General features: G+C 71.1%; 23 protein-coding genes and 1 pseudogene. 12 read left to right on the forward strand and 12 right to left on the reverse strand.

From position 1 onward, the window contains the following. Positions 1 to 10: 10 nt before the first annotated feature. The 5 genes from H8R17_RS07520 to H8R17_RS07540 form a co-directional block, all read right to left on the reverse strand. Positions 11 to 817, reverse strand: a complete 807-nt coding sequence (locus H8R17_RS07520) for a class I SAM-dependent methyltransferase (protein WP_187822348.1) — start codon at positions 815 to 817, stop codon at positions 11 to 13. After that, complete coding sequence (gene rfbD / locus H8R17_RS07525) at positions 814 to 1,698, reverse strand: dTDP-4-dehydrorhamnose reductase (RefSeq protein WP_187822349.1); 885 nt, start codon at positions 1,696 to 1,698, stop codon at positions 814 to 816. Before rfbD ends, H8R17_RS07520 begins: the two co-directional genes overlap by 4 nt. Further along, positions 1,695 to 2,675 carry a dTDP-glucose 4,6-dehydratase gene (gene rfbB, locus H8R17_RS07530; protein WP_187822350.1) on the reverse strand — a complete coding sequence of 327 codons (981 nt, stop codon included), beginning with the start codon at positions 2,673 to 2,675 and terminating at the stop codon, positions 1,695 to 1,697. The genes rfbD and rfbB overlap by 4 nt, the downstream gene beginning before the upstream one ends. Further along, positions 2,672 to 3,739, reverse strand: coding sequence for a glucose-1-phosphate thymidylyltransferase (locus H8R17_RS07535; protein ID WP_187822351.1), 1,068 nt, complete (start codon positions 3,737 to 3,739; stop codon positions 2,672 to 2,674). The genes rfbB and H8R17_RS07535 overlap by 4 nt, the downstream gene beginning before the upstream one ends. 93 nt (positions 3,740 to 3,832) lie before the next feature. Next, positions 3,833 to 4,012, reverse strand: coding sequence for a hypothetical protein (locus H8R17_RS07540; RefSeq protein WP_187822352.1), 180 nt, complete (start codon positions 4,010 to 4,012; stop codon positions 3,833 to 3,835). 237 nt (positions 4,013 to 4,249) lie between these two features. On the opposite strand from H8R17_RS07540, the gene ctaD reads away from it, so the two are divergent. Together ctaD and H8R17_RS07550 are read left to right on the forward strand one after the other, a co-directional pair. Next, on the forward strand, positions 4,250 to 5,842 hold the full coding sequence (ctaD, locus tag H8R17_RS07545; RefSeq protein WP_399476432.1) for a cytochrome c oxidase subunit I: 1,593 nt from the start codon (positions 4,250 to 4,252) through the stop codon (positions 5,840 to 5,842). Then, positions 5,839 to 6,231, forward strand: coding sequence for a cytochrome c oxidase subunit 4 (locus H8R17_RS07550; RefSeq protein ID WP_187822354.1), 393 nt, complete (start codon positions 5,839 to 5,841; stop codon positions 6,229 to 6,231). The genes ctaD and H8R17_RS07550 overlap by 4 nt, the downstream gene beginning before the upstream one ends. Here H8R17_RS07550 and H8R17_RS07555 read toward each other — a convergent pair. Next, positions 6,158 to 7,693: a cytochrome bc complex cytochrome b subunit gene (locus H8R17_RS07555; protein WP_187822355.1), complete on the reverse strand. Its 1,536-nt coding sequence runs from the start codon at positions 7,691 to 7,693 to the stop codon at positions 6,158 to 6,160. The two genes, H8R17_RS07550 and H8R17_RS07555, sit on opposite strands and share 74 nt — an antisense overlap. Before the next feature lie 174 nt (positions 7,694 to 7,867). After that, a complete protein-coding gene (locus tag H8R17_RS07560) occupies positions 7,868 to 8,290 on the reverse strand; it encodes a CBS domain-containing protein (protein WP_187822356.1) in 423 nt (140 codons plus the stop codon). A gap of 269 nt (positions 8,291 to 8,559) precedes the next feature. Here H8R17_RS07560 and H8R17_RS07565 point away from each other — a divergent pair, with 269 nt between their 5' ends. Then, positions 8,560 to 9,228: a type 1 glutamine amidotransferase domain-containing protein gene (locus H8R17_RS07565; protein WP_262505087.1), complete on the forward strand. Its 669-nt coding sequence runs from the start codon at positions 8,560 to 8,562 to the stop codon at positions 9,226 to 9,228. A gap of 83 nt (positions 9,229 to 9,311) precedes the next feature. Here the strand turns inward: H8R17_RS07565 and H8R17_RS07570 are convergent, their stop codons facing one another. Beyond that, positions 9,312 to 11,756: a SpoIIE family protein phosphatase gene (locus tag H8R17_RS07570; RefSeq protein ID WP_187822357.1), complete on the reverse strand. Its 2,445-nt coding sequence runs from the start codon at positions 11,754 to 11,756 to the stop codon at positions 9,312 to 9,314. A 59-nt stretch (positions 11,757 to 11,815) separates the two neighbouring features. Between H8R17_RS07570 and H8R17_RS07575 the strand changes: the two are divergent. Beyond that, positions 11,816 to 13,028: pseudogene (locus H8R17_RS07575) on the forward strand (PAS domain-containing protein); the annotation flags it as partial. 437 nt (positions 13,029 to 13,465) lie between these two features. Here H8R17_RS07575 and H8R17_RS07580 read toward each other — a convergent pair. Next, positions 13,466 to 14,815 carry a S1 family peptidase gene (locus H8R17_RS07580; protein ID WP_187822358.1) on the reverse strand — a complete coding sequence of 450 codons (1,350 nt, stop codon included), beginning with the start codon at positions 14,813 to 14,815 and terminating at the stop codon, positions 13,466 to 13,468. Between the two features lie 783 nt (positions 14,816 to 15,598). On the opposite strand from H8R17_RS07580, the gene H8R17_RS07585 reads away from it, so the two are divergent. From H8R17_RS07585 to H8R17_RS07600, 4 genes are all read left to right on the forward strand, one after another. After that, positions 15,599 to 15,814, forward strand: coding sequence for a type A2 lantipeptide (locus tag H8R17_RS07585; RefSeq protein WP_187822359.1), 216 nt, complete (start codon positions 15,599 to 15,601; stop codon positions 15,812 to 15,814). A gap of 124 nt (positions 15,815 to 15,938) precedes the next feature. Beyond that, on the forward strand, positions 15,939 to 16,745 hold the full coding sequence (locus H8R17_RS07590; protein WP_187822360.1) for an HlyD family efflux transporter periplasmic adaptor subunit: 807 nt from the start codon (positions 15,939 to 15,941) through the stop codon (positions 16,743 to 16,745). Beyond that, a complete protein-coding gene (locus H8R17_RS07595) occupies positions 16,742 to 18,964 on the forward strand; it encodes an NHLP family bacteriocin export ABC transporter peptidase/permease/ATPase subunit (protein WP_187822361.1) in 2,223 nt (740 codons plus the stop codon). Before H8R17_RS07590 ends, H8R17_RS07595 begins: the two co-directional genes overlap by 4 nt. A gap of 1 nt (position 18,965) precedes the next feature. Further along, positions 18,966 to 21,800: an NHLP bacteriocin export ABC transporter permease/ATPase subunit gene (locus tag H8R17_RS07600; RefSeq protein ID WP_187822362.1), complete on the forward strand. Its 2,835-nt coding sequence runs from the start codon at positions 18,966 to 18,968 to the stop codon at positions 21,798 to 21,800. Positions 21,801 to 21,804: 4 nt separating this feature from the next. Here the strand turns inward: H8R17_RS07600 and H8R17_RS07605 are convergent, their stop codons facing one another. Further along, positions 21,805 to 22,335 carry an SRPBCC family protein gene (locus H8R17_RS07605; RefSeq protein WP_187822363.1) on the reverse strand — a complete coding sequence of 177 codons (531 nt, stop codon included), beginning with the start codon at positions 22,333 to 22,335 and terminating at the stop codon, positions 21,805 to 21,807. A 6-nt stretch (positions 22,336 to 22,341) separates the two neighbouring features. Next, positions 22,342 to 22,707, reverse strand: coding sequence for a helix-turn-helix transcriptional regulator (locus tag H8R17_RS07610; protein ID WP_187822364.1), 366 nt, complete (start codon positions 22,705 to 22,707; stop codon positions 22,342 to 22,344). Positions 22,708 to 22,851: 144 nt separating this feature from the next. Here H8R17_RS07610 and H8R17_RS07615 point away from each other — a divergent pair, with 144 nt between their 5' ends. Together H8R17_RS07615 and H8R17_RS07620 are read left to right on the forward strand one after the other, a co-directional pair. Further along, positions 22,852 to 23,043: a hypothetical protein gene (locus H8R17_RS07615; RefSeq protein ID WP_187822365.1), complete on the forward strand. Its 192-nt coding sequence runs from the start codon at positions 22,852 to 22,854 to the stop codon at positions 23,041 to 23,043. Positions 23,044 to 23,186: 143 nt separating this feature from the next. Next, a complete protein-coding gene (locus H8R17_RS07620; protein ID WP_187822366.1) occupies positions 23,187 to 23,600 on the forward strand; it encodes an STAS domain-containing protein in 414 nt (137 codons plus the stop codon). Positions 23,601 to 23,787: 187 nt separating this feature from the next. Here the strand turns inward: H8R17_RS07620 and H8R17_RS07625 are convergent, their stop codons facing one another. Beyond that, a complete protein-coding gene (locus tag H8R17_RS07625; RefSeq protein WP_187822367.1) occupies positions 23,788 to 24,231 on the reverse strand; it encodes a protease inhibitor in 444 nt (147 codons plus the stop codon). 321 nt (positions 24,232 to 24,552) lie between these two features. Here H8R17_RS07625 and H8R17_RS07630 point away from each other — a divergent pair, with 321 nt between their 5' ends. Continuing rightward, a complete protein-coding gene (locus tag H8R17_RS07630; RefSeq protein ID WP_187822368.1) occupies positions 24,553 to 25,107 on the forward strand; it encodes a hypothetical protein in 555 nt (184 codons plus the stop codon). Between the two features lie 76 nt (positions 25,108 to 25,183). Beyond that, a complete protein-coding gene (locus H8R17_RS07635) occupies positions 25,184 to 25,435 on the forward strand; it encodes a hypothetical protein (protein WP_187822369.1) in 252 nt (83 codons plus the stop codon). Positions 25,436 to 25,442: the final 7 nt, after the last annotated feature.

A 25,442-nucleotide genomic window follows, 5' to 3' on the forward strand; every position in this document is an offset into this window, starting at 1 on the left:
CGGTACGGAGTCAGCGGCTGACGCCGACCTGCTCCACGGCGCGGCGCAGGGGCTCCCAGCCGCGGGAGCGGGACAGGCCGAGGCCGCGGGCCTTGGCGAGCCGGCCCCAGAAGCTCGCTTCCAGCAGCGTCTGAGGCGTTACGGCACTCGCACGCTCCAGGATCGCCTCGGGCACCTTCTGCGGGTCGGGCACGTCCTTGTACTCGGCCATGATCTCGTCGTACTTCTCGTGCAGCACGGTGTTGCCGGGGTCGGCGCCGAAGACCACGAGCTGGCCGGTGGGCTCGGTGTCGACCAGGACGGTGACCAGGTCGGGGCGGTACCGGTTGAGGACCTCGGTGACCTTGTAGACGTCGCCGGTCCAGGCGCCGGTGTGGCGGTCGCGTGCCGCCTCGTCGACGTTGCGCGGCAGCATGTCGTCGAAGACGATCACGCTGGTCCAGTCGGAGTGCTTCTCGACGTTCATGAAGTCGCGCAACGCGAACTCGAACAGGTGCATGCCGTCGATGAAGGACAGGTCGACCGTGGTGCGCCGCCAGTAGCCGATCGGGCTGCGGCCCCGGCGCAGGTTGCGCAGCGGGTGACGTCCTCCCTTGAGGTGCGCCAGGGGGTTGTCGCGGGCGAAGAAGTCGTCACTGGTGGCCTTCACCAGGTGGACGTCGCACTTCAGCTCCGAGACCACCTTGAAAGCGGGGTCGACCGCGATACTGGGGACGCGCGACAGATGCAGACTGCGGCCGTCGTTGACGCCGATCTCCAGATAGTTGCGGTTGGCGCTGACCTTGTGCAGTTCCCGCAGGAACTCATGGCGCTTCACGAACGGACTCCTTGGGACGCCTTGTGGATCAGGGGTAGAGCTTCGGTCAGGGCGGCGCGCCAGTCACGCGGCTGTGGCAGGCCGATGTCCTGCCACCGGCCGTGCGCGAGGACGCTGTACGCCGGGCGGGGCGCGGGCCGGACGAAGGCCACGCTGCTGGTGGGACGGACCCGGTCCGGGTCGGCGCCGACGAGGCGGAACACCTCACGGGCCAGCTCGTACCAGGTGGCCTCGCCGGCGCTGGTGGCGTGGAACACGCCGTGCGCGGCGGGGCCGATCCGGGGGCCGAGGTCGGCGATGCGGTGGGCGACATCCGCGGTCCAGGTCGGCTGTCCGTGCTGGTCGTCGACCACGTCCACGGTGGGCCGGCCGGCCTCCAGGTCCATCATCGTGCGCACGAAGCTGCGGCCGTGGGTGCCGTACAACCAGGCGGTGCGCAGCACGGCACTCGCACCCGGCAGCTCCTGCAGCACGGCCCGCTCACCGGCGAGCTTGGTGCGGCCGTAGGCGGTGCGCGGGGCGGGCTCGTGGTTCTCCGGGTAGGGGGTGGTGCGGGCGTCGCCGGAGAAGACGTAGTCGGTGGAGACGTGCACCAGGCGCGCGTCGTGCGCCGCGCATGCCCGGGCGAGGTGTCCCGGCCCGTCGCCGTTGATCTCCAGGGCGCGTGCCTCGTCGGTCTCGGCATCGTCGACGGCGGTGTAGGCGGCGCAGTTCACCACGAGGTCGGGGCGGTGCGCGGCGAGCGTCCGGTCGACGGACTCGGGCCGGGTGATGTCGAGGGCGGCGTGGTCCAGGCCCGCGACGTCCTCGCCGCGGCGGGTGAGCTCCTCGACGACGTCCCGGCCGAGCATCCCGCCCGCGCCGGTGACCAGCCACTTCATGCTCGCTCCTCGGTGACGCGCCGCTTCAGCGGCTCCCACCAGGCGCGGTTGTCCCGGTACCAGGCGACCGTCTCGGCGAGGCCCGTGGTGAAGTCGTGGCGCGGCTGGTAGCCCAGCTCGGTGCGGGCCTTGGTGCAGTCGACCGAGTAGCGCAGGTCGTGGCCCTTGCGGTCCTCGACGTACTCCACCTGGTCCCAGTCCGCCCCGCAGGCGTCCAGGAGCAGGCCGGTGAGCTCCTTGTTGGTCAGTTCCGTGCCGCCGCCGATGTTGTACACCTCCCCGGGCCGGCCGTTGGTCCGTACGAGATCGACACCGAGGCAGTGGTCGTCGACGTACAGCCAGTCGCGAACGTTGAGCCCCTGACCGTACAGGGGGACCTTCTTTCCGTCGAGCAGGTTGGTCACGAAGAGTGGAATGACCTTTTCGGGGAATTGGTGAGGGCCGTAGTTGTTGGAGCAGCGGGTGACCCGGACGTCCAGGCCGTGCGTGTGGTGGTAGGCGAGGGCGAGCAGATCGGAGGAGGCCTTGGAGGCGGAGTACGGCGAGCTGGGCAGCAGCGGGTACTCCTCGGTCGCCGAGCCCGTCGTGATCGAGCCGTAGACCTCGTCGGTGGAGACGTGCACGAAGGGTTCCACGCGGTGTCTGAGGGCCGCGTCCAGCAGGGTCTGGGTGCCGACCACGTTGGTGAGGACGAAGTCGTTCGCGGTGAGGATCGAGCGGTCCACGTGGGACTCCGCGGCGAAGTGCACGACCTGGTCGGCCTCGGCCACCAGCTTGTCGACGAGTTCGGCGTCGCGGATGTCGCCCTGCACGAACTCCAGCCGGGGATGGTCGAGTTCGAGGTTGTCCAGGGTGCCGGCGTAGGTGAGCTTGTCGAGGACCGTGACGCGTGGCGGGTCGGGTGCGTCCGACGCGAGCAGTGTGCGGACGTAACGGGAGCCGATGAACCCGGCGGCACCGGTGACGAGGAGGTTCATGAATGGATCTGCACCTTGCTGTGGTCTCCGAGGACTAGGCGGTGGGCGCTGGGGACGCTCGGGGCCGGGGTCACCTCGACGTGCCGGCCGATCAGTGAGGACTCGATGCGGCCGACGCCGCGGATCGAGGAGTCCCGCAGCACGATGGAGAACTCCAGCTCACTGTCGGTGATCTCGCAGTTCTCCGCGACGGAAGTGAAGGGTCCCACGTAGGAGTCGCTGACCAGGGTGCCGGCGCCGATGACGACGGGGCCCACGATGCGGGAGTTGACGATCCGCGCACCCTCCTCCACGACCACCCGCCCGATCGTCTCGGATCCGGCGTCCACCTCGCCGTCGATCCGGCGCTCCATTCCCTCCAGGACGGTGCGGTTCACCTCCAGCATGTCGACGACGTTACCGGTGTCCTTCCAGTAGCCCTGGATGACCGTGCAGCGCACGTCGGCGTGTCCGTCGATCAGGTGCTGGATGGCGTGGGTGACCTCCAACTCGCCGCGCCAGGACGGCTTGATGGCGCGGACGGCGTCGTGGATGAGGGGCGTGAAGAGGTAGACGCCGACCAGGGCGAGGTCGCTCTTGGGGGCGTCCGGTTTCTCCTCCAGGCCGATCACCTGACCGGAGGCGTCGAGTTCGGCGACGCCGAAGGAGCGCGGGTCGGCCACGCGGGTCAGCAGGATCTGGGCGTCGGGCCGGTGTTCGCGGAACTCCTCGACGAGGCCCGTGATGCCGCCGACGATGAAGTTGTCGCCCAGATACATCACGAAGTCGTCGTCGCCGAGATAGTCCCGGGCGATCAGCACCGCGTGGGCCAGTCCCAGGGGGCGTTCCTGCGGGATGTAGGTGACGTTCAGGCCGAATTTCGATCCGTCGCCGACCGCGTCCTCGATCTCGGCAGCGGTGTCGCCGACGATCATCCCGACCTCGGTGATCCCGGCCGCGGCAATGGAATCGAGCCCGTAGAACAACACGGACTTGTTCGCGACCGGGACGAGTTGTTTCGCCGAGGTGTGAGTGATCGGGCGCAATCGGGTACCGGCGCCGCCGGACAGCACGAGAGCCTTCATCTGCTCCACCATAGCCGCGATCCGGCACAGTGGAACATCGGCTGTTTACTTGTCCATTACTACGGGTTTCGTAGTCGTTGGCCGAGCCGCAGGTCAGTCCTCGCCTCGGACGATGTTCCACTCCGGGCCCACGTGCGGTGTGCGCGGCGTGTCGCGCTCCTCGACAGCGGGCAGCCAGGTGCGCAGGGCCTTCATGCCGCGCAGGCGGCGGGCTCGCGACCAGCCCGTCTCGGGCCGGCGGACGGCGGCGTTCTCACTGGTGTCGGTGGTCACGGTTCTCATCATCCTTTCCGCATCCACTGGCGCCCCGGGTCCCCGCCAGCCGTCTCGTCAAACATCGTGCGGCACAACCACCTCCCCTGACGGGCTGACATCAGGGCGTGGCGCGGTCCGGCAGGCCGGTGGGCGCCGGTAGCGTCGCGGCGGTCCGGGAGGAGGACGATGACGCACCCGCCACAGCTCGCCGGGGCCGCCGGACCCCGTGGCCGTGAGCGCTCGCTCGGTTCCACGATGCTGCGCTGGGCCACGACGACCGATCACAAGGTGATCGGCCGGCTGTACATGGTGACCGCCTTCGGGTTCTTCCTGCTGGGAGGTCTGCTGGCGCTGGCCATACGGGCCGAACTGGCCCGCCCGGGGCTGCAGTTCGTGCACGAGCACACCTACAACCAGCTGCTCACGATCCACGGCACCGTCATGATGCTGCTGTTCGCGACGCCGATGTTCGCCGGCTTCGCGAACGCGATCATGCCGTTGCAGATCGGCGCCCCGGACGTGGCCTTCCCCCGCCTGAACGCCCTGTCGTACTGGATGTACCTGTTCGGCGGGCTGATGGTCGTGGCCGGGTTCGTGGTGCCCGGCGGTGCGGCGGCCTTCGGCTGGTTCGCGTACGCCCCGCTCAACAGCGCCAATCACTCCCCCGGCGCGGGCGCCGACCTGTGGGTGATGGGCCAGGTCGTGACGGGTGTGTCGACCACCCTGGGCGCGGTGAACTTCATCGCCACGATCATGTGCCTGCGCGCGCCGGGCATGACCATGTTCCGGATGCCGCTGTTCACCTGGAACGTGCTGTTCACCTCGATCCTGATCCTGCCCGCGTTCCCCGTGCTCACCGCCGCCCTGCTCGCCCTGGAGGCGGACCGCAAGTTCGGCGCGCACATCTTCGACGCGACGAACGGCGGGGCGCTGCTGTGGCAGCACCTGTTCTGGTTCTTCGGGCATCCCGAGGTGTACATCGTGGCGCTGCCGTTCTTCGGGGTGATCTCGGAGATCATCCCGGTGTTCGCCCGCAAGCCGCTGTTCGGCTATCTGCCCCTGATCGGCGCCACGATCGTCATCACCATGCTGTCGGCGGTGGTGTGGGCGCACCACATGTTCGCCACCGGCGCGGTGCTGCTGCCGTTCTTCTCGCTGATGTCGTTCCTGATCGCCGTGCCGACCGGAATCAAGTTCTTCGCGTGGATCGGCACCATGCGGCACGGTGCGCTGTCGTTCGAGACACCCATGCTGTGGGCCTGCGGCTTCCTGGTGACGTTCCTGCTGGGCGGTCTGAGCGGGGTGCTCATCGCCTCGCCGCCGCTGGACTTCCACCTGACCGACTCGTACTTCATCGTGGCCCATCTGCACTACGTGCTGTTCGGGACCGTCGTGTTCGCGATGTTCGCCGGGTTCTACTTCTGGTGGCCCAAGTTCAGCGGCCGGATGCTGGACGAGCGGCTCGGGAAGCTCCACTTCTGGCTGCTGTTCCCGGGCTTCCAGCTGACGTTCCTGGTGCAGCACTGGCTCGGCGAGGAGGGGATGCCCCGGCGGTACGCCGACTACCTGGCCGCCGACGGCTTCACCCTGCTCAACACCCTGTCGTCGCTGGGGGCGTTCCTGCTGGGCGTGTCCACGCTGCCGTTCCTGTACAACGTGTGGCGCACCGCCCGGTACGCGCCGCGAGTCACCGTCGACGACCCGTGGGGGTACGGGCGTTCCCTGGAGTGGGCCTCCTCCTGCCCGCCGCCGCGGCACAACTTCACGGCGCTGCCCCGGGTGCGCTCGGAGTCGCCCGCGTTCGACCTGCGCCACCCGGAAGTCGGCAGGCGGGAGCGCGTGCGATGAGGACGGAGGCGTTGCTGTTCGGCGGTGTGGCGCTGTTCTTCGCGGGCATCTCCGCCCTCTACGGCTGGTGGTCCGCCGAACCCGCCGGGACCACCGTGCTGGTGATCACCTTCCTGATGGCGGCTCTGGTGTCCTTCTTCGGCGCGGTGCAGTACCGGCGCAAGGGGAAGCGACCGCAGGACCGTCGCGATGCGGAAGTGGCCGACAGCGCAGGGCCGTTGGAGTTCTTCCCGGCCGGGAGTCCGTGGCCGGTGGTGACGGCGGCGGGGTTCGCGGTGGCCGCCACGGGCGTGGTGTACGGGCTGTGGCTGTTCCTCATCGGTGCCGCGGTGCTGGCCCGCGGCGTTCTGGGGCTGGTGTTCCAGTTCGTGGACCGGGGGGAGGACTGAGCGGCGGTCCGGGTGCTCCCGGCCGCAGGTGCCCGACCGGGCGGTGTTCGGTCTCGTAGCCGCCCTCGACGGTCTGCCGTACGTCGCCGGTGGGCACCCCCTCCCGGAGCCGTTCCCGTTCGGCGTGCAGCAGGGCGTGGCACAGCCGCCGGGTGAGCAGGAACGCGAGGACCGGCGCGACCACCAGGGAGATGCGCAGCACCCAGGTCAACGCGTTCACGGAGACCTCGAAGGCGTACGCGACCACGTCGTTGCCGCCGGCCAGCAGCAGGACGCCGTAGAAGGTGATACCGGCGACGCCGAGGGCGGTGCGGACGGGGCGGTCGCGCGGGCGGTCGCACAGGTGCTGTTCGCGGTGCGACTCGCCGGTCAGGCGCTGCTCGGCGAAGGGGTACAGGTACAGCACGAGGAACATCAGGCCGGGCAGGACCACCGCGGGGAGCAGCACGTTCCACATCAGGGTGTGCCCGGCGATGGTCGTCTCCCACGGCGGTACGAGGCGGAGCGCGCCCTCCAGGAAGCCGACGTACCAGTCGGGCTGGGAGCCGGTGGAGACCAGGTCGGGGCGGTAGGGGCCGTACGCCCACACAGGGTTGATCTGGGCGATGCCGCCGAGCAGGGTGAGCAAGCCGAACACGATCAGGAACAGGCCGGTCGAGGTCGCCGTGAACCGCGGGAAGAACGTTCTGCCGACGGCGTTGTCCCGGGTGCGGCCGGGCCCGCGCCACTGGGTGTGCTTGAGATAGAAGACCAGGATCAGGTGCACGGTGACCAGGCCGAACAGCGCGCCGGGGAGCAGCAGGACGTGCAGGCTGAACAGCCGGGGGATGATGTCCTCGCCGGGGAACTCGGCACCGAAGGCGAACATGCTGACGTAGGTGCCGACGACGGGCAGGGACAGCATGATGCCCTGGGCGATGCGCAGTCCGGTGCCGGACAGCAGGTCGTCGGGCAGGGAGTAGCCCGCGAAGCCCTCCGCGAGGGCGAGCGCGAACAGGGTGACCCCGATGATCCAGTTGACCTCCCGGGGGCGGCGGAAGGCGCCGGTGAAGAAGATCCGCAGCAGGTGCAGGCCGATGGCGCCGAGGAAGACGAGCGCCGCCCAGTGGTGCACCTGCCGCATGAGCAGCCCGCCGCGCACGTCGAAGCTGATGCGCAGGGTGGAGTCGAACGCGGCCGACATGCGTTCGCCGCGCAGCGGCACGTACCGGCCGTCGTAGACGACCTCGGACATGTCCGGTTCGAAGAAGAAGGTCAGCCACACTCCGGTCAGGAGCAGGACGAGCAGGCTGTAGAGGGCCAGTTCGCCGAGCAGGAACGACCAGTGGTCGGGGAACGCCTTGCGGGTCAGTCCCCCGCCCTCGTACACCGGCAGCCGGGCGTCGGCGGCATCGGCGAGCCGGACCCCACGCGACTGCCCGGCCGTCCTGGCCGCACGGCCCTTCCGCTCCCGCCGCTTCACCCGGGCCTCCCGTCCCCGTCCGGTTCACCACGGGCGGCGCTTCCGGTGTGCGCCGCCCGTGGTGTCCCTCCCCCGCCGGGTACGGCGCCGACCGCGTGGCGGTCGTGAAGCACCCGCCGGTCCCGCACACAGCACCCGTTCGGGTGAGTGTGCGGCGGGGCGGGCGCGTGACGGTCAGGTGTTCGGGCGGGCGGCGCTGATGTCGCCGAGCGCCGACTTCGGGTCGCGTTCCATGGCCATGTCGCCGATGGAGACGATGCCCACGGGGTGTTGTTCGTCGTCGACGACCGGGACGCGGCGTACGGCGTGCTCGCGCATCATCCGCACCGCGTTGTCCAGGTCCTCGTCGGGTCGTACGGTCACCAGGTCGTCGCTGAGCGCGCCGACCACGGTGGTCTGCTCCGGGTCGCCGCCCTCACAGACCGACCGGACCACCAGGTCCCGGTCGGTGACCAGGCCGCGCAGTTCCTCGCCGTCCGTCACCAGGACGGCGCCGACGTCCTGGTCGCGCATCAGGCGGGCAACCGCGGCGACGGATGCCTGCGGCTCGACGGACACCGGTGCGCCGGTCATGATGTCGCGCACGTGCTGGGCCATGGGGTGCGCCCCCTTTCTCGGGTTTCTCGGGTTTCTCGGGTTTCTCGCGCCTTCGCGGTTCTGCGTCGTCCCCGGGTACCCGCCGTCGCGCCGCGGTCACCACGTGCGGGCGGAATCGAGCAGGCGGTCGCGTACGAGGGTGGCGGCCAGGACGGTGCGCAACAGGTTCAGGTCGGGCTGCATGACCGGGCCTTGGGTTCGATTTGCCTGACGGCGGCGGACTCATGGCCCGGTCATGAGAATTCCTGTGACTGACGTTGACGACGGTATTGGAATCCGCAGGGTGCGCCCCACTAGCGTCGAGTCGTCGCCGCGCCGACGGATTAGCGGCAGCCTGGAGGACCTACGAGGCGTTCAAGGCCGTCGGCCACGAGATCGTCGTCGCCACTCCGGGCGGGGTCGTCCCTACCGTCGACCGGGCCTCGTTCGCGCCGGAGCTGAACGGCGGCCAGGAGAACGCCGACCGGATCGCCAAGGCGCTGGGTGCCTTCACCGAGCTGCGACAGCCGATCGCGCTGACCGACGTGAAACTGGAGGACTACGCGGCCGTGTTCTACCCCGGCGGCCACGGACCGATGGAGGACCTCGCCGTCGACGCCGACTCCGGCCGGCTCCTCGCCCGCGTCCTGGAGGCCGGTACGCCGCTGGGCGTGGTGTGCCACGGCCCGGCGGCGCTGCTGGCCGCGGTCGGCGCCGACGGCGGCAATGTGTGCGCCGGGTACGAAGTGGCGGCGTTCACCAATGCCGAGGAGATCCAGGGCGGCCTCGCGGAGAAGGCGCAGTGGCTGCTGGAGGACCGGCTCACCGAGGCCGGGGTGCGCGTGCGGGCCGGCGAGCCGTGGGCCCCGCACGTGGTCGTCGACCGCACGCTGGTGACCGGGCAGAACCCGGCGTCGGCGGCTCCGGTCGCCGAAGAGCTGCTGAAGAAGCTGGGCTGAGCACCGAGGCGCGAGGCGTGCTCGGCGTTTTAGCGCCACCCCGTTGGCGTCCTCGGCGTTCCCACGCCACCTCGGCAGCCTTCTCAGTGCCCCAGCGGCACCTCGGCCCACACCTGCTTGCCCCCGCTGACCGGCACCGTCCCCCAGGTCGCCGACATCGACTCGACGAGCAGGATGCCGCGGCCGCCCGTGGCCTCCCAGCCGATGCTGGTGGGCTTGACGGGGGTGCGGGGCGAGGCGTCGGCGACCGCGACGCGCAGGCGCCCGTTGACGAGGGTGAGGTCCATGCGGACCCGGCCGTCGGTGTGCACCAGGGCGTTGGTGACGAGCTCGGAGACGACGAGGAGGACGGCGTCGAGGTTCCCGGTCACGCCCCAGGAGCGCAGGGTGCGCCGGGTGAAGCGGCGGGCGTGGCCGACCGCCTGGGGCACCCGCCACACCGTCCAGCTCTCGCGCAGCGGGCGCAGCGCCATCCCGTCGTAGCGCAGGAGCAGCAGGGCGACGTCGTCGCTGCGGCGGGCGTTGCCGAGCAGGGCGTCGGCGACGAGACCGAGGTGGGCGGGGTCGGCGGCGGCCAGTTCGCGGGCGAGGCGGTCCATGCCGGCGTCGATGTCGGCCTCGACGGACTCCACGAGCCCGTCGGTGGCCAGCGCGATCACGGTGCCGGGCGGCAGCCGCAGCGGGCTCATCGGGAAGTCGGCTTGCGCGGCCACGCCGAGCGGCGGGCCGCCCTCGGCCTCCGCGATCTCCGTGCCGCCGTCCGGATACCGCAGCACTGGCGGCAGATGACCGGCGCGCACGCACCACCCGAAGCCCTCCTCCAGGTCGATGTCGACGTAGACGCAGGTGGCGAACAGGTCGGTCTCCATGTCGGTGAGCAGACGGTTGGCGCGCGAGACCACCACGTCCGGGGGGTGCCCCTCGACGGCGTAGGCGCGCAGGGCGGTGCGCATCTGGCCCATGAGGGTGGCGGCGCCCGCGCTGTGCCCCTGGACGTCGCCGATGACGAGGCCGACGTGGTTGCCGGGCAGCGGGATCACGTCGTACCAGTCGCCGCCCAGCTCCAGTCCGGCCGTGCTGGGCAGATAGCGGGCGACGGCGACCGCGCCGGGCAGCCGGGGCAGGCGGCGCGGCAGGAGCTGGCGCTGGAGCATGCCGACGAGTTCGTGTTCGGCGTCGAAGGCGCGGGCGCGCATCAGTGCCTGTCCGGCGAGACCGGCGGAGGCGGTGAGCAGGGCGCGTTCGTCGGGGCCGAAGTCGTGCGGGCTGTCCCAGCCGATCAGGCAGACGCCGGCCATGCGGCCCGCGGCGGGCAGCGGCAGTATGGCGAGGCCGCCGGGGCCGACATCGGTGAGGGCGGGTTCGAGGACGGTGCCGGCCGGCCAGATCCGGGCGCGGCCCTCGCGCAGCGCGGACGCGAGGGTCGGCATGGCGCGCATCGGTGCGTCGGGCCATTCGGTGCGCCACTCCGTGCGCCACAGCTCGGGCCAGTGCTCCGGTGCGGGCGGGTCGAGGACGGTGACGACGAGCCGGTCGTTCTCCAGCTCGGCCAGCGCGATCCGGTCGGCCCGCAGCGGCCCGCGCAGCGCGGTGACCACGGCCTGGCCGACGTCGCGGACGGTGACCGCGGTGGCCAGCGCGGCGGCCAGGCGCTGCACGCGGGCTACGTCGTTGACGGCGGGGCGCAGCGTGGAGGCGTCGACGACGGTGCCGACGAGGCGGGCCGGATGGCCCTCGCCGCCGGGCAGCAGGCGCCCGCGCAGCCGCAGCCACTTCGGCGGGCCGGCGGGCCGGAGCACCCGGAACTCCAGTTCCCGGTCGCCGATGGACATGTGGTCGGCCTCCACCACCGACATCAGCGAGGGCAGATCCTCCGGCACGGTCAGTCCGAGCAGCGTCTCGACCTTGCCGTCGAACCCGTCCCGGTCCAGGCCGAACAGGCCCAGGATGGCGTCGCCGACCTCGACGCGGCCGGTGTCCATGGCGAGGCTGAACGCGTCCGGCGGCGGCTCCCCGCCCTCGACCGCCGCGGCCGGGGCCGGGTGGGCGACCGCGTCGGCGACGCGGTCCAGGCAGGCGCGGGCGTCGGTGCCGAACCCGTCGGGGTGCTCGCTCACCGCGAGCAGGCAGCCGCCGCCGTCGTCACCGGACACGGGCAGCGCCGCCAGATGGAAGTCCCGCCCGGCCACGCGCCGCGTCTGCGCACACTCGGCGAGTTCCTCCGGGCCGAGCCACACCGTCCGCCCTGCGCGGTGGGCGTCGGCCACCGGGGAGCGCCCGGCGACGGCGTAACTGTCGCGCAGCCCGTACAGGGTCCGGGGCACGCCGGCCCACTCGACCAGGCACAGCAGTTCGCCGCCCTCGCCGAGGGCGTAGACGGCAGCGAAGGAGGCGCCGGCGAAGACGAGGGCCTGCTCCAGGACCCGGCGCAGCCGTTCGGGCGAGTCCGCGTCGTCGGTGATCGTCTTGAGGGTGTCCTCGACACGCAGGGCCCTCGCTCTGCGTCCTGCGGCGCCCTCGTTGACCACGTCCGTTATTACAGCGCTTACGGGACACCCGCGCAGCCCCTGTGAGCGTTCCGTGACCCGGCGCGGTGTACCTGCTCGCCGCCGACGAGCCGGTGCTTCAGATGGCGGTGATGGCGGGGCTGCCCCGGGCGTTCGCGGCGCCGTGGGAGCGGGTGGGGCTGCCCGCGCCGGTCCCGGTGGCCGAGGCGGTGCGGGAGCGGCGGCTGGTCTGGGTGGGCGGCGAGGAGGAGATGGCCCGCCGCTATCCGCGGATCGCCGTGGTGCTGCCGTATCCCTTCGCGCTGGCCGCGCTGCCGATCGCGACCGAGTCCACGGTGTACGGCGCGGTGTTCGTGACCTGGCCCGGCTCGCATCCGCCGGAGCTGTCCGACCGGGAGCGCGAGCATCTGATCGCCGCCTGCGGCCGGCTGGCGGTGCGCATGGAGCGGGCCGCCGAGGAGAGCCGTCCGGTGTACGCGGAGCCCGATCTGCTCGCCGGGTCGCCGCTGGGCGGGGCGGCGGGCACGCTCGGCACGGTGGAGGCGGCGCGTTTTGCTGGCCAGGCTGCCGTACGGGCTGTGCTCGCTCGATCTGCAGGGGCGGATCTGCTTCGTGAACGCCGCGGCGGCCGATCTGATGGGCGTACCGGTCAGCCGGCTGCTCGGCACGCAGTCGTGGGCGTCGGTGCCGTGGCTGAACGATCCGGTGTACGAGGACCGCTACCGGGCGGCGCTGATCAGCCAGCACACCGCATCGTTCGTGGCGCTGCGGCCGCCCGGGGACTGGCTGTCGTTCCGTATGTACCCGAGTACGACGGGGCTGAGCGTGCGGGTCACCCGGGCCCGGGCGGTGTCGGAGATGACCCGGGCTGCTCAGTGGCCCGGCGAGGCGCCGTCCCGGCTGGTCACCATCTCGCAGGTGCTGAGCCTGGCCGGGGCGCTCACCCAGGCGGTGGGGGTGCAGGACGTGGTGCGGCTGGTCGCGGACGAGGTCGTCCCGGCCGTGGGCGGCCAGGCGCTGGTCGTGCTCGGTTCGCAGGCGGGCCGGATGCGGGTGCTGGGGCACCACGGCTATCCGGACCCGCACGTCGTGCAGCGGTTCGACAGGCTGCCGCTGACCGATCAGACGCCGGGCACGCAGGTGCTGGGAACCGGGGTGCCCGCGTTCTTCGAGTCCCGCAGTCAGCTGGAGCACCTCTATCCGGCGCTGCACACGACGCCCGACGGCTTCGAGGCCTGGGCCTACCTGCCGCTGATTGCCTCGGGCCGCCCGGTGGGGACGTGTGTGCTGTCGTAGGAAGGCGCCGACGCCGCGGATGAGGCGGAACGCCTGGACGACGTGGCGCTGCTGCTGCTCCGGGCCCGCCGGGAGGTCTGAGCCGGAGCTTCCCGCGGGCCGGAATCAGGACGGCCCGGCCCTCCCGCCGGAGCTTCCCGCGGGCCGATCCACCGCCGACCGGAATCGCGGTGAAGGCCGACAGTGGCTGTAAGGGGTCCTTGCACCATGAGCGCCCGACCCGGGCGGGCATAGTGCAAGGACCCCTGAGTGCCCAGGGCTTGGCAGCGACCGCGGGGCGATGGCACGCGGCCATCTGAGGCAAGTCCCCTCGGGCGGAGCCCGTGGTGGCTGCCCGTGCCGTGGGCGGAGGCACCGGCGGGTCCAGGTCAGCTACTGCCGGAGCCGCCGGTGCCCGTTCAGGTGGTCTGCGTCGCAGACCCGAGCCGTCCGGCTCAGCGGGCGTCTGTCAGACCCGAGCCGTCGGCGACACCGCTGCCGGCCTCCTCACCGGCACCAGCACCGGCCCCGGCTTCCTCGCCCGCACCCGCGCCGGCCTCCTCACCGGCACCAGCACCGGCTTCCTCGCCACCGGCTCCGGCACCGGCCTCTTCGCCGCCCGCCTGGTCACCGGCACCGGCTTCCTCGCCGGCACCCGCACCGCCCGCACCGCCGCCACCGGCCGCGTCGCCGAGGGTGGCGCCGACCGCCTCCAGGGCGGTGGTGACCGGCTGGAAGAAGGTCTCGCCGCCGGCCGTGCAGTCGCCGCTGCCGCCCGAGGTCAGGCCGATCGCCTGGCCGTCCTGGGTGAACAGCGAGCCGCCGCTGTCGCCGGGTTCGGCGCACACGTTGGTCTGGATGAGACCGGTGACGGTGCCCTCCGGATAGTTCACGGTGGCGTTGAGGCCGAGGACCTGACCGTCGCTGAGCCCGGTGGTGCTGCCCATCCGGAACACTTCCTGGCCGACCGTCGCCTCGGCGGCCTCGGTGATCTGGACGGTCTGGTCGCCGAGGTTGACCTCGCTCGGCGCCTCGGTCGCGGGGTCGTCGTACTTGACGAGCGCGAAGTCGCCGTCGCCGGGGAACGTGGACTGGTCGACGGTGGCGATCGGCTGGCCACCCTCGGTGTCCGACCACTGGTCGCCCCCGAGGGTGCAGTGACCGGCGGTCAGGAAGGCGGGCGAGCCGTCGCCCGCGGTGACGTTGAAGCCGAGCGAACAGCGCGAGCCGCCCGCGAAGATGGCGTCACCGCCCGAGGCGAACGTCTTGAAGGTGCCCGCGGACTTCTTGATCGTCGCCATGTCGGAGCCGAGACTCTGCACGGTGGATTCCAGTCTGTTCCACCTGTCGCCGGTGACCGTGCTGTCGGCGGTGACGAGGATCTTGTTGGTGCGCGGGTCGACCGCCCACGAGGTGCCCGCCATGGTGGCCTTGGTCTTCAGGGTCTGCTCGCCGGCCTTCAGGTCGGCCATGCTGTTCTCGACCTCACGGACCTCCGCGCCGGCCTTCTTCGCCTGCTGCACGATCACGTTGTTGTCGTCGCCCTGCACGACGGTGACGACCAGCTGCTGGTCGGCGGCGTCGTAGTAGGAGCCGGCGAACGCGTCGCCGAGGAGCCCGGAGAGCTGCGAGGCGAGATCCGAGGCGGCGCCCGCTTTGAGGGTCTTCGGCGCGGCCGCTGCGTCGTCCGACGCGCCGTCCTGCGACGCGTTGGCGTTCGGGAGCAGGATCGCGGCAGCTCCGAGCGCCACGACGCTGCCCGCCGCTATCGCGGCCTTGCGCTTCGGAATTCGCTTGTGACTCAAACTTCTCGACCTCCTGGGGGACGGGGTCAGTGCTGCCGGTCGGCAGCTCGATCAGCGGCGCCTGGATGGCTGTTGGTACGCACGGTTCACGTGGGGCGTTCAAATCCGTTTCCGGGTGCCGGGATGTGCCGTGCGAATCGGCCAGGTCGCCGCGTCCGGGCGAGGCTGTCCGGCCGTCCCTTGCGAAAGCCCTGGTCACAGCGGTCCGCGCAGGAGAGCGCAGGGCCCTGGGCATCTGGCCGGACAGCGGCGGCAGTTGGGCTGTGGAGCCCGGTGCGGATGTCTTGATCGAAGCGGTGACGGACTCACATCGAAGCGCTGACGGTCTGACACGGTCGGCTACCGATCCGTAACCCATCGTTCCGATCACGTAGCGGAAGCAAGGCTTCAGCGAATCTGCACATCGAATACTCAACCAGGTCACCGAAGACGGCAGATCTGCACACGACTGCACCTGAGCCGACGTCATTGGCGAGGTGTGCCGGATTCGCCTCCTGGGCAGCAAGCGCGTGGACGAGCCGAAGCGGTGACGTGTGTGAAGAAGTCGCCATCTCACCGTGCACACATCTGCACGACTCGGGGCCCCTGAGGCGCAAGTGCCCTGGTGAGAGGTTTGATTGATTGGAAGCCCGCCCCCGCAGCGTGCTTTGATCCATCGCACCGCGGGGTCCGCCCAGGGCTCCCGGAGACGGGCGTCCGGACGCTCGCGGCCGCGGCCGTCCATCTGTCCCCAGAGGGGGCCGCTCCCCCTTGTGAAATATCCATAGGAAGGGAAGTTCCAACATGAACTCCACCCCCCGGGTTGAGACCGTCGAGATCTCCGACGCCGAGCTGGACAACGTCTCCGGTGGCCTGCAGGTGAACGCCGTGAACGGCGCCCTCGACGCCGTGAACGGCGTCGCCCCGGTCGGCGCGGTGCTCAACACGGTCACCAGCACCGTGGAGGGCACCACCGGCCTGAGCACCGCGCCGGTCCAGAACCTGGTCGCCGGTCTCTGATCGCGCCCTTGTGACACTGAAGTCCCGGAGCCGCAGCCCGGCTCCGGGACTCTCGGGTGCGCAGAGCGCGCAAGGTGCCGCACAGGCGCCGTGACAGTTCTCCTTCACGGGTGAGGGAAGTTCCTTGCAGTTCCGCCAACAGGCCCTCGCCAAGCTCCAGTCGCCGGAGGAGCTCGACCTTCCGGTGCGTTTCGCCCGACCGCAGGGCTGGCTCGTGCTGTCCGTGACGGTGGTCGCGATGGCGGCCGCCTCGGTGTGGGCGGTGACCGGTTCGGTGGCCTCGACGGTCAGCGCGCCCGCCATCCTCACGCACGCGCAGGGCAGTTACGTGCTCCAGAGCCCGGTCGCGGGCCAGGTCACCGCGGTCCTCGCCAAGCAGGGCGAGCGGCTGCCGGCCAACTCTCCTGTCCTGAAGGTCCGTACGAGCGAGGGCGACAGTGTCGTCCGCAGCCTCGACGCGGGCCGGGTCACCGCGCTCGCCGCCACCGTCGGGCAGATCATCCAGACCGGCGCGAACGTCGCCGCCGTCGAGAAGGTCGCCCGCGCCAAGGACCCGCTGTACGCGACCGTGTACGTCCCCGCCGAGAACGCCTCCGCCATCCCCGACGACGCCTCCGTGGACCTGACCGTGCAGTCGGTGCCCAGCCAGGAGTACGGAGTGCTGCGCGGCCATGTGAAGTCGGTGGACCACTCCGTGCAGTCGGCGCAGCAGATCACCGCGTTCCTCGGGGACAGCCAGCTCGGCGAGCAGTTCACCAAGAAGGGCAGGCCGGTCGCCGTCACCGTCCGCCTCGACAAGTCCTCCGCCACGAAGAGCGGTTACAAGTGGTCGTCCGCGGACGGGCCGCCGTACCGGCTCACCTCCATGACGATGGCCGAGGGCGCCATCCGCCTGACCGACCAGCATCCCGTCGACTGGCTGCTGCCGTGACCGCCGCGCAGGAGACCCGGGGCCGGCGCCGTTCCGCCCCGCCGAAGCGCAAGGTGCCCAAGGCGCAGGCGAAGACCGTCCGCACGCCGACCGTCCTGCAGATGGAGGCGGTGGAGTGCGGCGCCGCCTCCCTGGCGATGGTGCTCGGCCACTACGGCCGCCACGTCCCGCTGGAGGAGCTGCGCATCGCCTGCGGCGTGTCCCGCGACGGCTCGCGCGCCAGCAACCTCCTCAAGGCCGCACGCAGTTTCGGCCTGACGGCCAAGGGCATGCAGATGGACCTGGCGGCGCTCGCCGAGGTCACCACGCCCGCCATCCTGTTCTGGGAGTTCAACCACTACGTCGTCTACGACGGCATCGGCCGCCGCTTCGGCCGCCGCGGGGTGTTCATCAACGACCCCGCCAAGGGCCGCCGTTTCATACCCCTGGAGGACTTCGACGGCAGCTTCACCGGTGTCGTCCTGGTCATGGAGCCCGGCGAGGACTTCACCAAGGGTGGCCGCAAGCCGGGCGTCCTGGGCGCGATGCCGGCCCGGCTGCGCGGCACCTCGGGCACCCTGCCCGCCGCCATGCTGGCGAGCCTGCTGCTGGTCCTGGTCGGCGCCTCGGTACCCGCGCTCAGCCGTACCTACATCGACGAGTTCCTGATCGGGAACCAGACCTCGCTGCTCCCCGTGCTGTTCACGTCGATGGCGGCCTGCGTGCTGCTCACCGTCGTCCTGACCTGGCTGCAACAGGCGAACCTGCTGCGCGGCCGCACCATCTCCTCCACCCTCTCCAGCGCCCGCTTCCTGCGCCATCTGCTGCGTCTGCCGGTGACGTTCTTCTCCCAGCGCAGCCCGGCCGACCTGGTGCAGCGCCTGCAGTCGAACGACGCCGTCGCCGAGACGCTGGCGCGTGACCTCGCGGCGGCGGGCGTGGACGCGGTGGTCGTCGTGCTGTACGCGGTGCTGCTGTACACGTACGACCCGCAGCTCACCTTCATCGGCATCGGCGTGGCGCTGCTGAATCTGGTGGCCATGCGGGTCGTGATCCGCCTGCGCGCGACGCGTACGGCGAAGCTGCGCGCGGACTCGGCCCGGCTCACCAACACCGCCTACACCGGCCTCCAGCTGATCGAGACGATGAAGGCCACCGGCGGCGAGGACGGCTACTTCCGCAAGTGGGCCGGGCAGCACGCCACCACGCTGGAGGAGCAGCAGCGGCTCGGGGTGCCGAGCGCCTGGCTGGGCGTGGTCGCGCCGACGCTCGCCACGCTCAACAGCGCGATGATCCTGTGGATCGGCGGCATGCGCGCGGTCGAGGGCGCCATCTCGGTCGGCCTGCTGGTGGCCTTCCAGTCGCTGGTCACCCGCTTCACCGCCCCGCTGACCCGCCTGAACGGCGTCGCGGGCCGCATCCAGGACTTCGCCGCGGACGTGGCCCGGCTGAAGGACGTGGAGAACTTCGAGGCGGACCCGCTGTACGGCCGTCCGGGCGCCGGCGAGTCCACGCGCCGCCTGCACGGTCACGTCGAGCTGCAGAACATCACCTTCGGCTACAACCCGCTCGACAAGCCGCTGCTGACCGGCTTCGACCTGACCGTCGGCCCCGGCCAGCAGGTCGCCCTCGTCGGCGGCTCCGGCAGCGGCAAGTCCACGGTGTCCCGGCTGATCTCGGGCCTGTACGCACCGTGGGAGGGCGTGATCCGCATCGACGACCAGCGCATCGAGGACATCCCGCGCGGGGCGCTGGCCGCGTCCGTCTCCTTCGTCGACCAGGACGTGTTCCTGTTCGAGGGCACGGTCCGCGACAACGTGGCGCTGTGGGACCCGTCGGTCCCGGACGACGCCGTGGTGGACGCGCTGCGCGACGCCGCACTTTACGACATGATCATGCGCCGGCCCGGCGGCATCCACAGCAAGGTCGAGCAGGACGGCCGCAACTTCTCCGGCGGCCAGCGCCAGCGCCTGGAGATCGCCCGGGCGCTGGTGCGCAGGCCGAGCATTCTGGTCCTCGACGAGGTGACCAGTGCGCTGGACGCGGAGACCGAGCTGGTCGTGATGGACAACCTGCGCAAGCGGGGCTGCGCCTGCGTGGTGATCGCGCACCGGCTGAGCACCGTGCGTGACAGCGACGAGATCGTCGTCCTGCAGCACGGCACGATCGTGGAGCGCGGGCGGCACGAGGAACTGGTAGCGAGCGGCGGGGCGTACGCGGCGCTGGTCAGGGAGCGGTGAGATGACGAGCGGGCGGAACGCCGAGAACGCCGAGAACAACGACTACGTCCTCGGCGCGTTCGGGCAGCTCGGCACGCGCCTGGACTGCACCGGGTTCAACCGCCTCGACCTGGAGAGCCCGCAGGTGCTGTGGCTGGTCGCGGCGGGCGCCATGGACCTGTTCGCGGTCGACGCCGGACAGCAGGGCCACTGGCACCACCTCGGCCGCCTGGAGGCGGGCTCGCTGCTGCTCGGCCCGGTCGCCGGCCCCCAGCACACGTTGGTCGCCCGACCGCTGCGGGACTGCTTGGTGCACCGCATCGGCCTGCGCGAGCTGTACCAGCCCGCGAGCACGCAGACCTGGTCGTACGACGAGTACGGCCACCCCCAGTACGTCCCGCCGACCACGAGCCCGCTGGAGTACGCCCTCGCCCTCGGCGTCGGCCGCAGCCTGTCGATCCTCTTCCAGGCGCCGATGGCCACCGAGCGGGCCGCCGTCCTCACGGACGACGACGTCTTCTGGATGCAGGTGCCGCCGGGCAGCGTGCAGTACGGCTCGCTGTACGGCGCCGAGGCGGCGGCCGACCTGCTGATGGACCCGGCGCTGTGGCAGAGCATGGTCGACCAGCAGTACCGGCTGCTGACCACGCTGGACCGCTGGATAGAGCAGTTGGAGCGCACCCACGAGAACCGTACGGCGGCGGGCATCAAGGCCGGTGAGGCCGTGCGCGCCCAGGCCGACCGGACGCTGCTCGCCTCCATCGGCAAGCGGTCGGACAAGCGCACGACCGCGGCAGATGCGGACGCCACGTACGCGGCCTGCAAGCTGGTCGCGCAGGCGGGCGGGATCACGCTGGCCGAGCCCGCGCAGTCCGGCACCGGCGGCGACCGCCTCGACCCGGTCGAGCAGGTCGCCCTGGCCTCGCGGGTGCGTACCCGGGCGGTGCGCCTGGACGGCCACTGGTGGCGGGACAACGTCGGCCCGCTGGTCGGGCACCGGGCTCTGTCGGGCGCGCCGGTCGCGCTGCTGTGGCGACGCGGCGGGTACGTCGCCGTCCACCCGTCGACCGGCCGGGAGACGCCGGTCGAGAAGGCCAACGCCGAGGAGTTCGAGCCGCGCGCGGTGATGTTCTACCGCCCGCTGCCCGACCGCCGGCTCAGCCCGCTGCGCCTGCTGCGGTTCTGCCTGCAGGGCACGCGCGGCGATCTGACCGGCCTGCTGCTCAGTGGCCTGGTCACGGTGGCGATCGGCGCGCTGGTGCCGATCGCCACCGGCAAGGTGCTCGGCGAGTTCGTGCCGAAGGCGCAGACCGACCTGATCGTGCAGGTGTGCCTGGCGGTGATCCTCAGCAGCGTGGTGGCGGCGGCCTTCATGCTGCTGCAGAACCTGACGATCCTGCGCCTGGAGGGCCGGATCGAGGCCACCCTCCAGCCGGCCGTCTGGGACCGGCTGCTCAGGCTGCCCACCAAGTTCTTCACCGAGCGCTCCACCGGCGAGCTGGCCAGCGCCGCCATGGGCATCAGCTCCATCCGCAAGATGCTGGCGGGCGTCGGCCCGACCGTCGCCCAGTCGGTGACGGTCGGCGCGATGAACCTCGGTCTGCTGCTGTGGTACAGCGTGCCGATGGCGATGGCGGCGATCGGCATGCTGGTCGTCATCGCGGCCGTGTTCCTCGGGCTCGGACTGTGGCAGGTGCGCTGGCAGCGGCGGCTGGTCGTGCTCACCAACAAGCTGAACAACCAGGCGTTCCAGACCCTGCGCGGCCTGCCCAAGCTGCGCGTGGCCGCGGCCGAGAACTACGCGTACGCCGCCTGGGCGTCGCAGTTCGCGCGCAGCCGTGAGCTCCAGCAGAAGGTCGGCGGTATCAAGAACCTGACGAGTGTGCTGGGCGCGGTCTATCTGCCGGTGTGCACACTGCTGATGTTCATGCTGCTGGCGGGCCCGGCGCGCGGCTCGATGTCGTCGGCGGCCTTCCTGACCTTCAACACGTCGGTGACGATGGTGCTGACCTCGGTCACGCAGCTGACGGGTTCGTTCGTGTCGGCGGTGGCCGCGCTGCCGCTGTTCGAGCAGATCAGGCCGGTCCTGGAGGCCACCCCCGAGGTGCGCACCGCGAGCACCCGGCCCGGTCCGCTGTCGGGCGCGGTCGAGGCGCGGCGGCTGTCCTTCCGCTACTCGGACGACGGTCCGCTGGTCCTGGACGACGTGTCGTTCCAGGTGAAGCCGGGCGAGTTCGTCGCGGTCGTCGGCCCCAGCGGCTGCGGCAAGTCGACGCTGCTGCGCCTGCTCATCGGCTTCGACCGCCCGCTGTCCGGGAGTGTGCTGTACGACGGTCAGGACCTGGCGGCGCTCGACCAGTCCGCCGTACGCCGCCAGTGCGGCGTCGTGCTCCAGCACGCGCAGCCGTTCACCGGTTCCATCCTGGACGTCATCTGCGGCACCGAGCCGTACACGCCGGAGGAGGCGATGGCGGCGGCCGAGATGGCGGGGCTCGCCGAGGACATCAAGCGGATGCCGATGGGCCTGCACACGATCGTCTCGGGCAGCGGGGCGATATCGGGCGGCCAGCGGCAGCGCCTGATGATCGCCCAGGCGCTGATCCGGCGCCCCCGGATCATCTTCTTCGACGAGGCGACCAGCGCCCTCGACAACGAGACGCAGCGCACGGTGATCGAGAGCACCAAGGCCCTCAACGCCACCCGTGTCGTCATCGCGCACCGCCTGTCGACGGTCATGGACGCCGACCGCGTCGTCGTGATGGAGGACGGCAAGGTCATCCAGCATGGCCCGCCCGCGCAGCTCCTCGCGGACACGGGCGGGCGGCTGCACGAGCTGGTCCGGCGGCAGATGGCGTGACGGTTCAGGCGCCGACGCCGGGGACGGGGGCCCCGGAGGGGATGCCGGTCTCGATGTAGGCGGCGTAGCACCTGTCCCGGGCCGGGGTGTGTCCGGCGTGCGCGCCCTCGAAGTCCTCGCCCCGGGCCCGGGCGTCCAGCGCGGCCAGGCAGACTTCCCAGCCGGCGCCGTTGCGGGCGGCGGTGTCGGCCGACTGCAGGACATTGGTGAGGGTGAACCGGGTGCGCCTGTCGTCCAGCGCTTCCAGGTCGAAGCGCAGTTCGTCGCCGCCCCGGTCGAAGGACAGGTGCCGGGGCACGTCGACGGCGAGCACGGTGCCCGTGGAATCCTCCAGGTCCGGATCGCCGCCGAACCTGATCACACCGCCGGTGCGCGGCTCGATCTCCATCCGGGACGGGAACCAGTGGGCCAGTTCCTCCGGGTCGGTCACGAACTGCCAGACGCGGCCGATCGGGTGGTGGTAGGTGCGGCTGAAGCGGACGGCCGGGCGGCCGTCGTCCAACGTCAGGTAGGCGCCGGTGAGTTCGGCGGCCATGGTGGATCAGTCCTTCGGTGTGGGGGCCGGGGTGTCGGGGTCCGGAGTGCCGGGGGTGTCGTCCGACGCCGCGTCGAGGCGGCGGCCCAGTGCGTCGAGGCTCTCGGTCCAGAGCTTGCGGTACGGGGCCAGCCAGGCGTCCAGTTCGGCGATCGGGGCGGGGTCGAGGGCGTAGACGCGGCGCTGCGCGTCCTGCCGCACCCGCACCAGGCCCGCCTCCCGGAGCACTCTGAGGTGCTTCGACGTACTGGGCTGGCTGAGCCCGCACGCTTCCACGATCTCGCCGACGGACCGTGGCCGCTCCAGGAGCAGCGCGACGATGGCCCGCCGGTGCGGATCGGCGAGGGCGGTCCAGAGCGGGGGGTCGGACATGGGGCCAATATGCCTCGACGGTTATATGCCAGTCAAGGAATACTCGTGCGGGCCCTCATTGGTGCCGCGCGGAACGGGGTACTCACGAGCTCGGGGAGAGAGACCGACCAGTCGAACGCGCACCGTACGGCGGAGGGAGACACCGTGCCCCAGGACCACGACGACCGGGACGACCGCGAGCAGCAGCCCGACACGGCCGTGGAGGAAGTCCTGCGCGAGATCGAGGACGCCGAACGCCGCACCCGGGACTCCGCCGAGCAGCGTCGGCACCGGGGCGAGGCCGGCGAGGCCATCACCCCGAACCCGCGCGCTCAGGAGGAGTCCCACGGGGACTGAGTACGCATGCTTGTCAATTGTTTCCGGCGGTAATCACCGGGTCGGGTGAACCAGATCTTGGCAGAGGTCCCGTCAGGGATGGCCCCGACCGTCGCGGGGTAGCTACCGGGATCGAACACGCCTCACGCCGAGGTGGAACGTACATGACACCGGAAGCCGAAGACGCCGCCTCCGCGGCACCCGGGGGTACGGCCGCGGGCTCGGCCGGACCGGGACTGCCCGCAGCGAACGCCCATGCCCGCACCCGCATCAGCGGCCCCTTCACCGTGGTCGAAGTGACGGGCGAGATCGACGTCGCCACCGCGGACCTCGTCGCGGAGCACCTGGACGCGGCGACCGCCCGGCCCGAGCCGGACGTGCTGGTCGACCTGCGGTCCGTCGCCTTCTTCGACTGCTCGGGCCTGCGATTGCTGTGCCGGGCCGGGGCGAGGGCCGAGCGGCACGGCGGCCGGGTGCGCGTGGTGTGCGGCACGCCGCGCATCCGCCGACTGCTGCGCGCCTCGGGTCTGCTGGCCCGCTTTCCGCCGTTGCCGGCGATACCGGGCGAGCGGGAGTGACACCCGGTGAGCCGGCGTGGTGCCGGGGCCGCCATGGCGGGCCCACTATGAGCAGTGCCGGGGGTGGCGGGCGGCCCCACTTCGCCCGCCGCCCCCGGTGCGGGATCACCCGGCCCCGCGACTGCGGCTCACACTCCCCATCTGCAGGCCGCGGTCATGCGCGCGGGGTCCGTGCGGTCCCGGTCCCTCAGAACGTGAAGACGCCCGCCCCGTGGGCGTTCTTCACGCACTCGTTGGCGAAGGTGCGTTCATAGGAGACGCGCTGCCCCTGCCACACGCCGTCGACGGTGACGACGACAGGGTTGTACTCCTTGGTGCACAGCACGCCTTCTCTCGCCTTCAGAGCGTCGAAGTCTCCTGCGACACGGCGCAGTTCGGCGCATGCCCGGTCGGCGGCGGGGTGCGTTCCGGAGGGCTTCGGCGCGCAGGTCAGCGTGACCGCTCGCTCAGGATCGGCAAGGGCGGCACTCTCCCCGTGGCCCACTGTGAGCACCAGGGCCGACGGGGCGTAGAGCGCGGAGGGGGCGGAGGGGGCGGCGGCCGGGGAGGCGAGGGCAGCCCCCGTGAGGGGTCCGCAGACGGCGGTGGCCGTCAGACCCAGTGTCGTTGCCCAGCGCGCGGTGTTCCGCATTGTGTGCATCCTTCCGCTCGGTTCGAGGGTTGCCGCCCGGCTCGGTCGGTGCCCGTCCGGCGAGCGCGAGTCTGCCGAGTCCGCCGCCGGAACTCACATCGACCCCATGGGTTTCAGTAACCTTACGTATTGAATCAGTGGCGTGAAGTCACGAACTTTGAACGTTCCAATGGCCGAACCGCACGGTTCTTGATCGCCCAAGGCCACCGAGTGGCGGGTTTCCCCACGCCCGGTAATAGGCCTGAAACATTCCGTTTGAGCTCTCGGCGTAGCCCGCGCAGCGCCCTTGTACTCGCGTTCGCATCGAGTAATGCTGATTACATGATTACGTCAGAGCAGCAAGCGAAACTGCGCGGCTGGTTCGCAGGCCGGCTGCCGGACGACCTGTTCGAGGAACTCGTCGAGGTCACGGCGGACCGCGAGGAGATCACCGTGATCGGCCGCATCCCCGAGCCCCGGCTCGCCGTGGACGCCTCCACCGCCGAGCGGGAGGCAGCTGTCGAGGGCCGGATCGAGGAGTTCCGGGAGCGTACCCGGCAGGACCGGATGGCGGTCGCCCGGGAGGCCGAGCACAAGTTCCGCCGGAAGGTCTCCTGGGGCGTGGAGTGCGGTACGCGGCGCGCGCTGTTCACGCATGTGGCCGCGCCCGTCATGACCCGACTGCGCCAGCCCGAGCGCCAGGTCCTGGACACCCTGATCGCCGGCGGCGTCGCCCGCAGCCGCAGCGACGCGCTGGCCTGGTGCGTCCGGCTGGTGCAGCGGCACGCCGACGACTGGCTCGCCGAACTGCGCGAGTCCCTCGAACACGTCCAGCGGGTCAGGGCCCAGGGGCCCGACGCCGAGCCGCCGGACGCTCCCCCGGTGGACGAGGAGTGAGCTGCCGCCGGGACCATTGATGCTCCTATTGCTCGTCAAGCGCTCTGAGGCACGAGGCGCAAGGTACTTTCGTTGCATGTCACTGACTCCCGACGACGAGGTCCGCAGCCGCGACGAACTGGTTTCCTTCGTTCGAGAACTGCGTCAGGACTACCTCCGTCGGGGACACGAATGGGAGAACCAAAGCCTCGACGGTTTCCTTGAGGCCCTCGCGGCATGGATGCATGACTCGCCGGGCTGGTACCAGAACGTGGGGAAGGATCTCCCGGAAGGCGGGGACTGGACCTTCCTGGCCAGAGCGCTTCAGGCCGCCACTGTCTATGAGTGAAGTGGTG

Source organism: Streptomyces sp. TRM68367 (assembly GCF_014495685.1).
Taxonomy (GTDB): Bacteria; Actinomycetota; Actinomycetes; order Streptomycetales; family Streptomycetaceae; genus Streptomyces.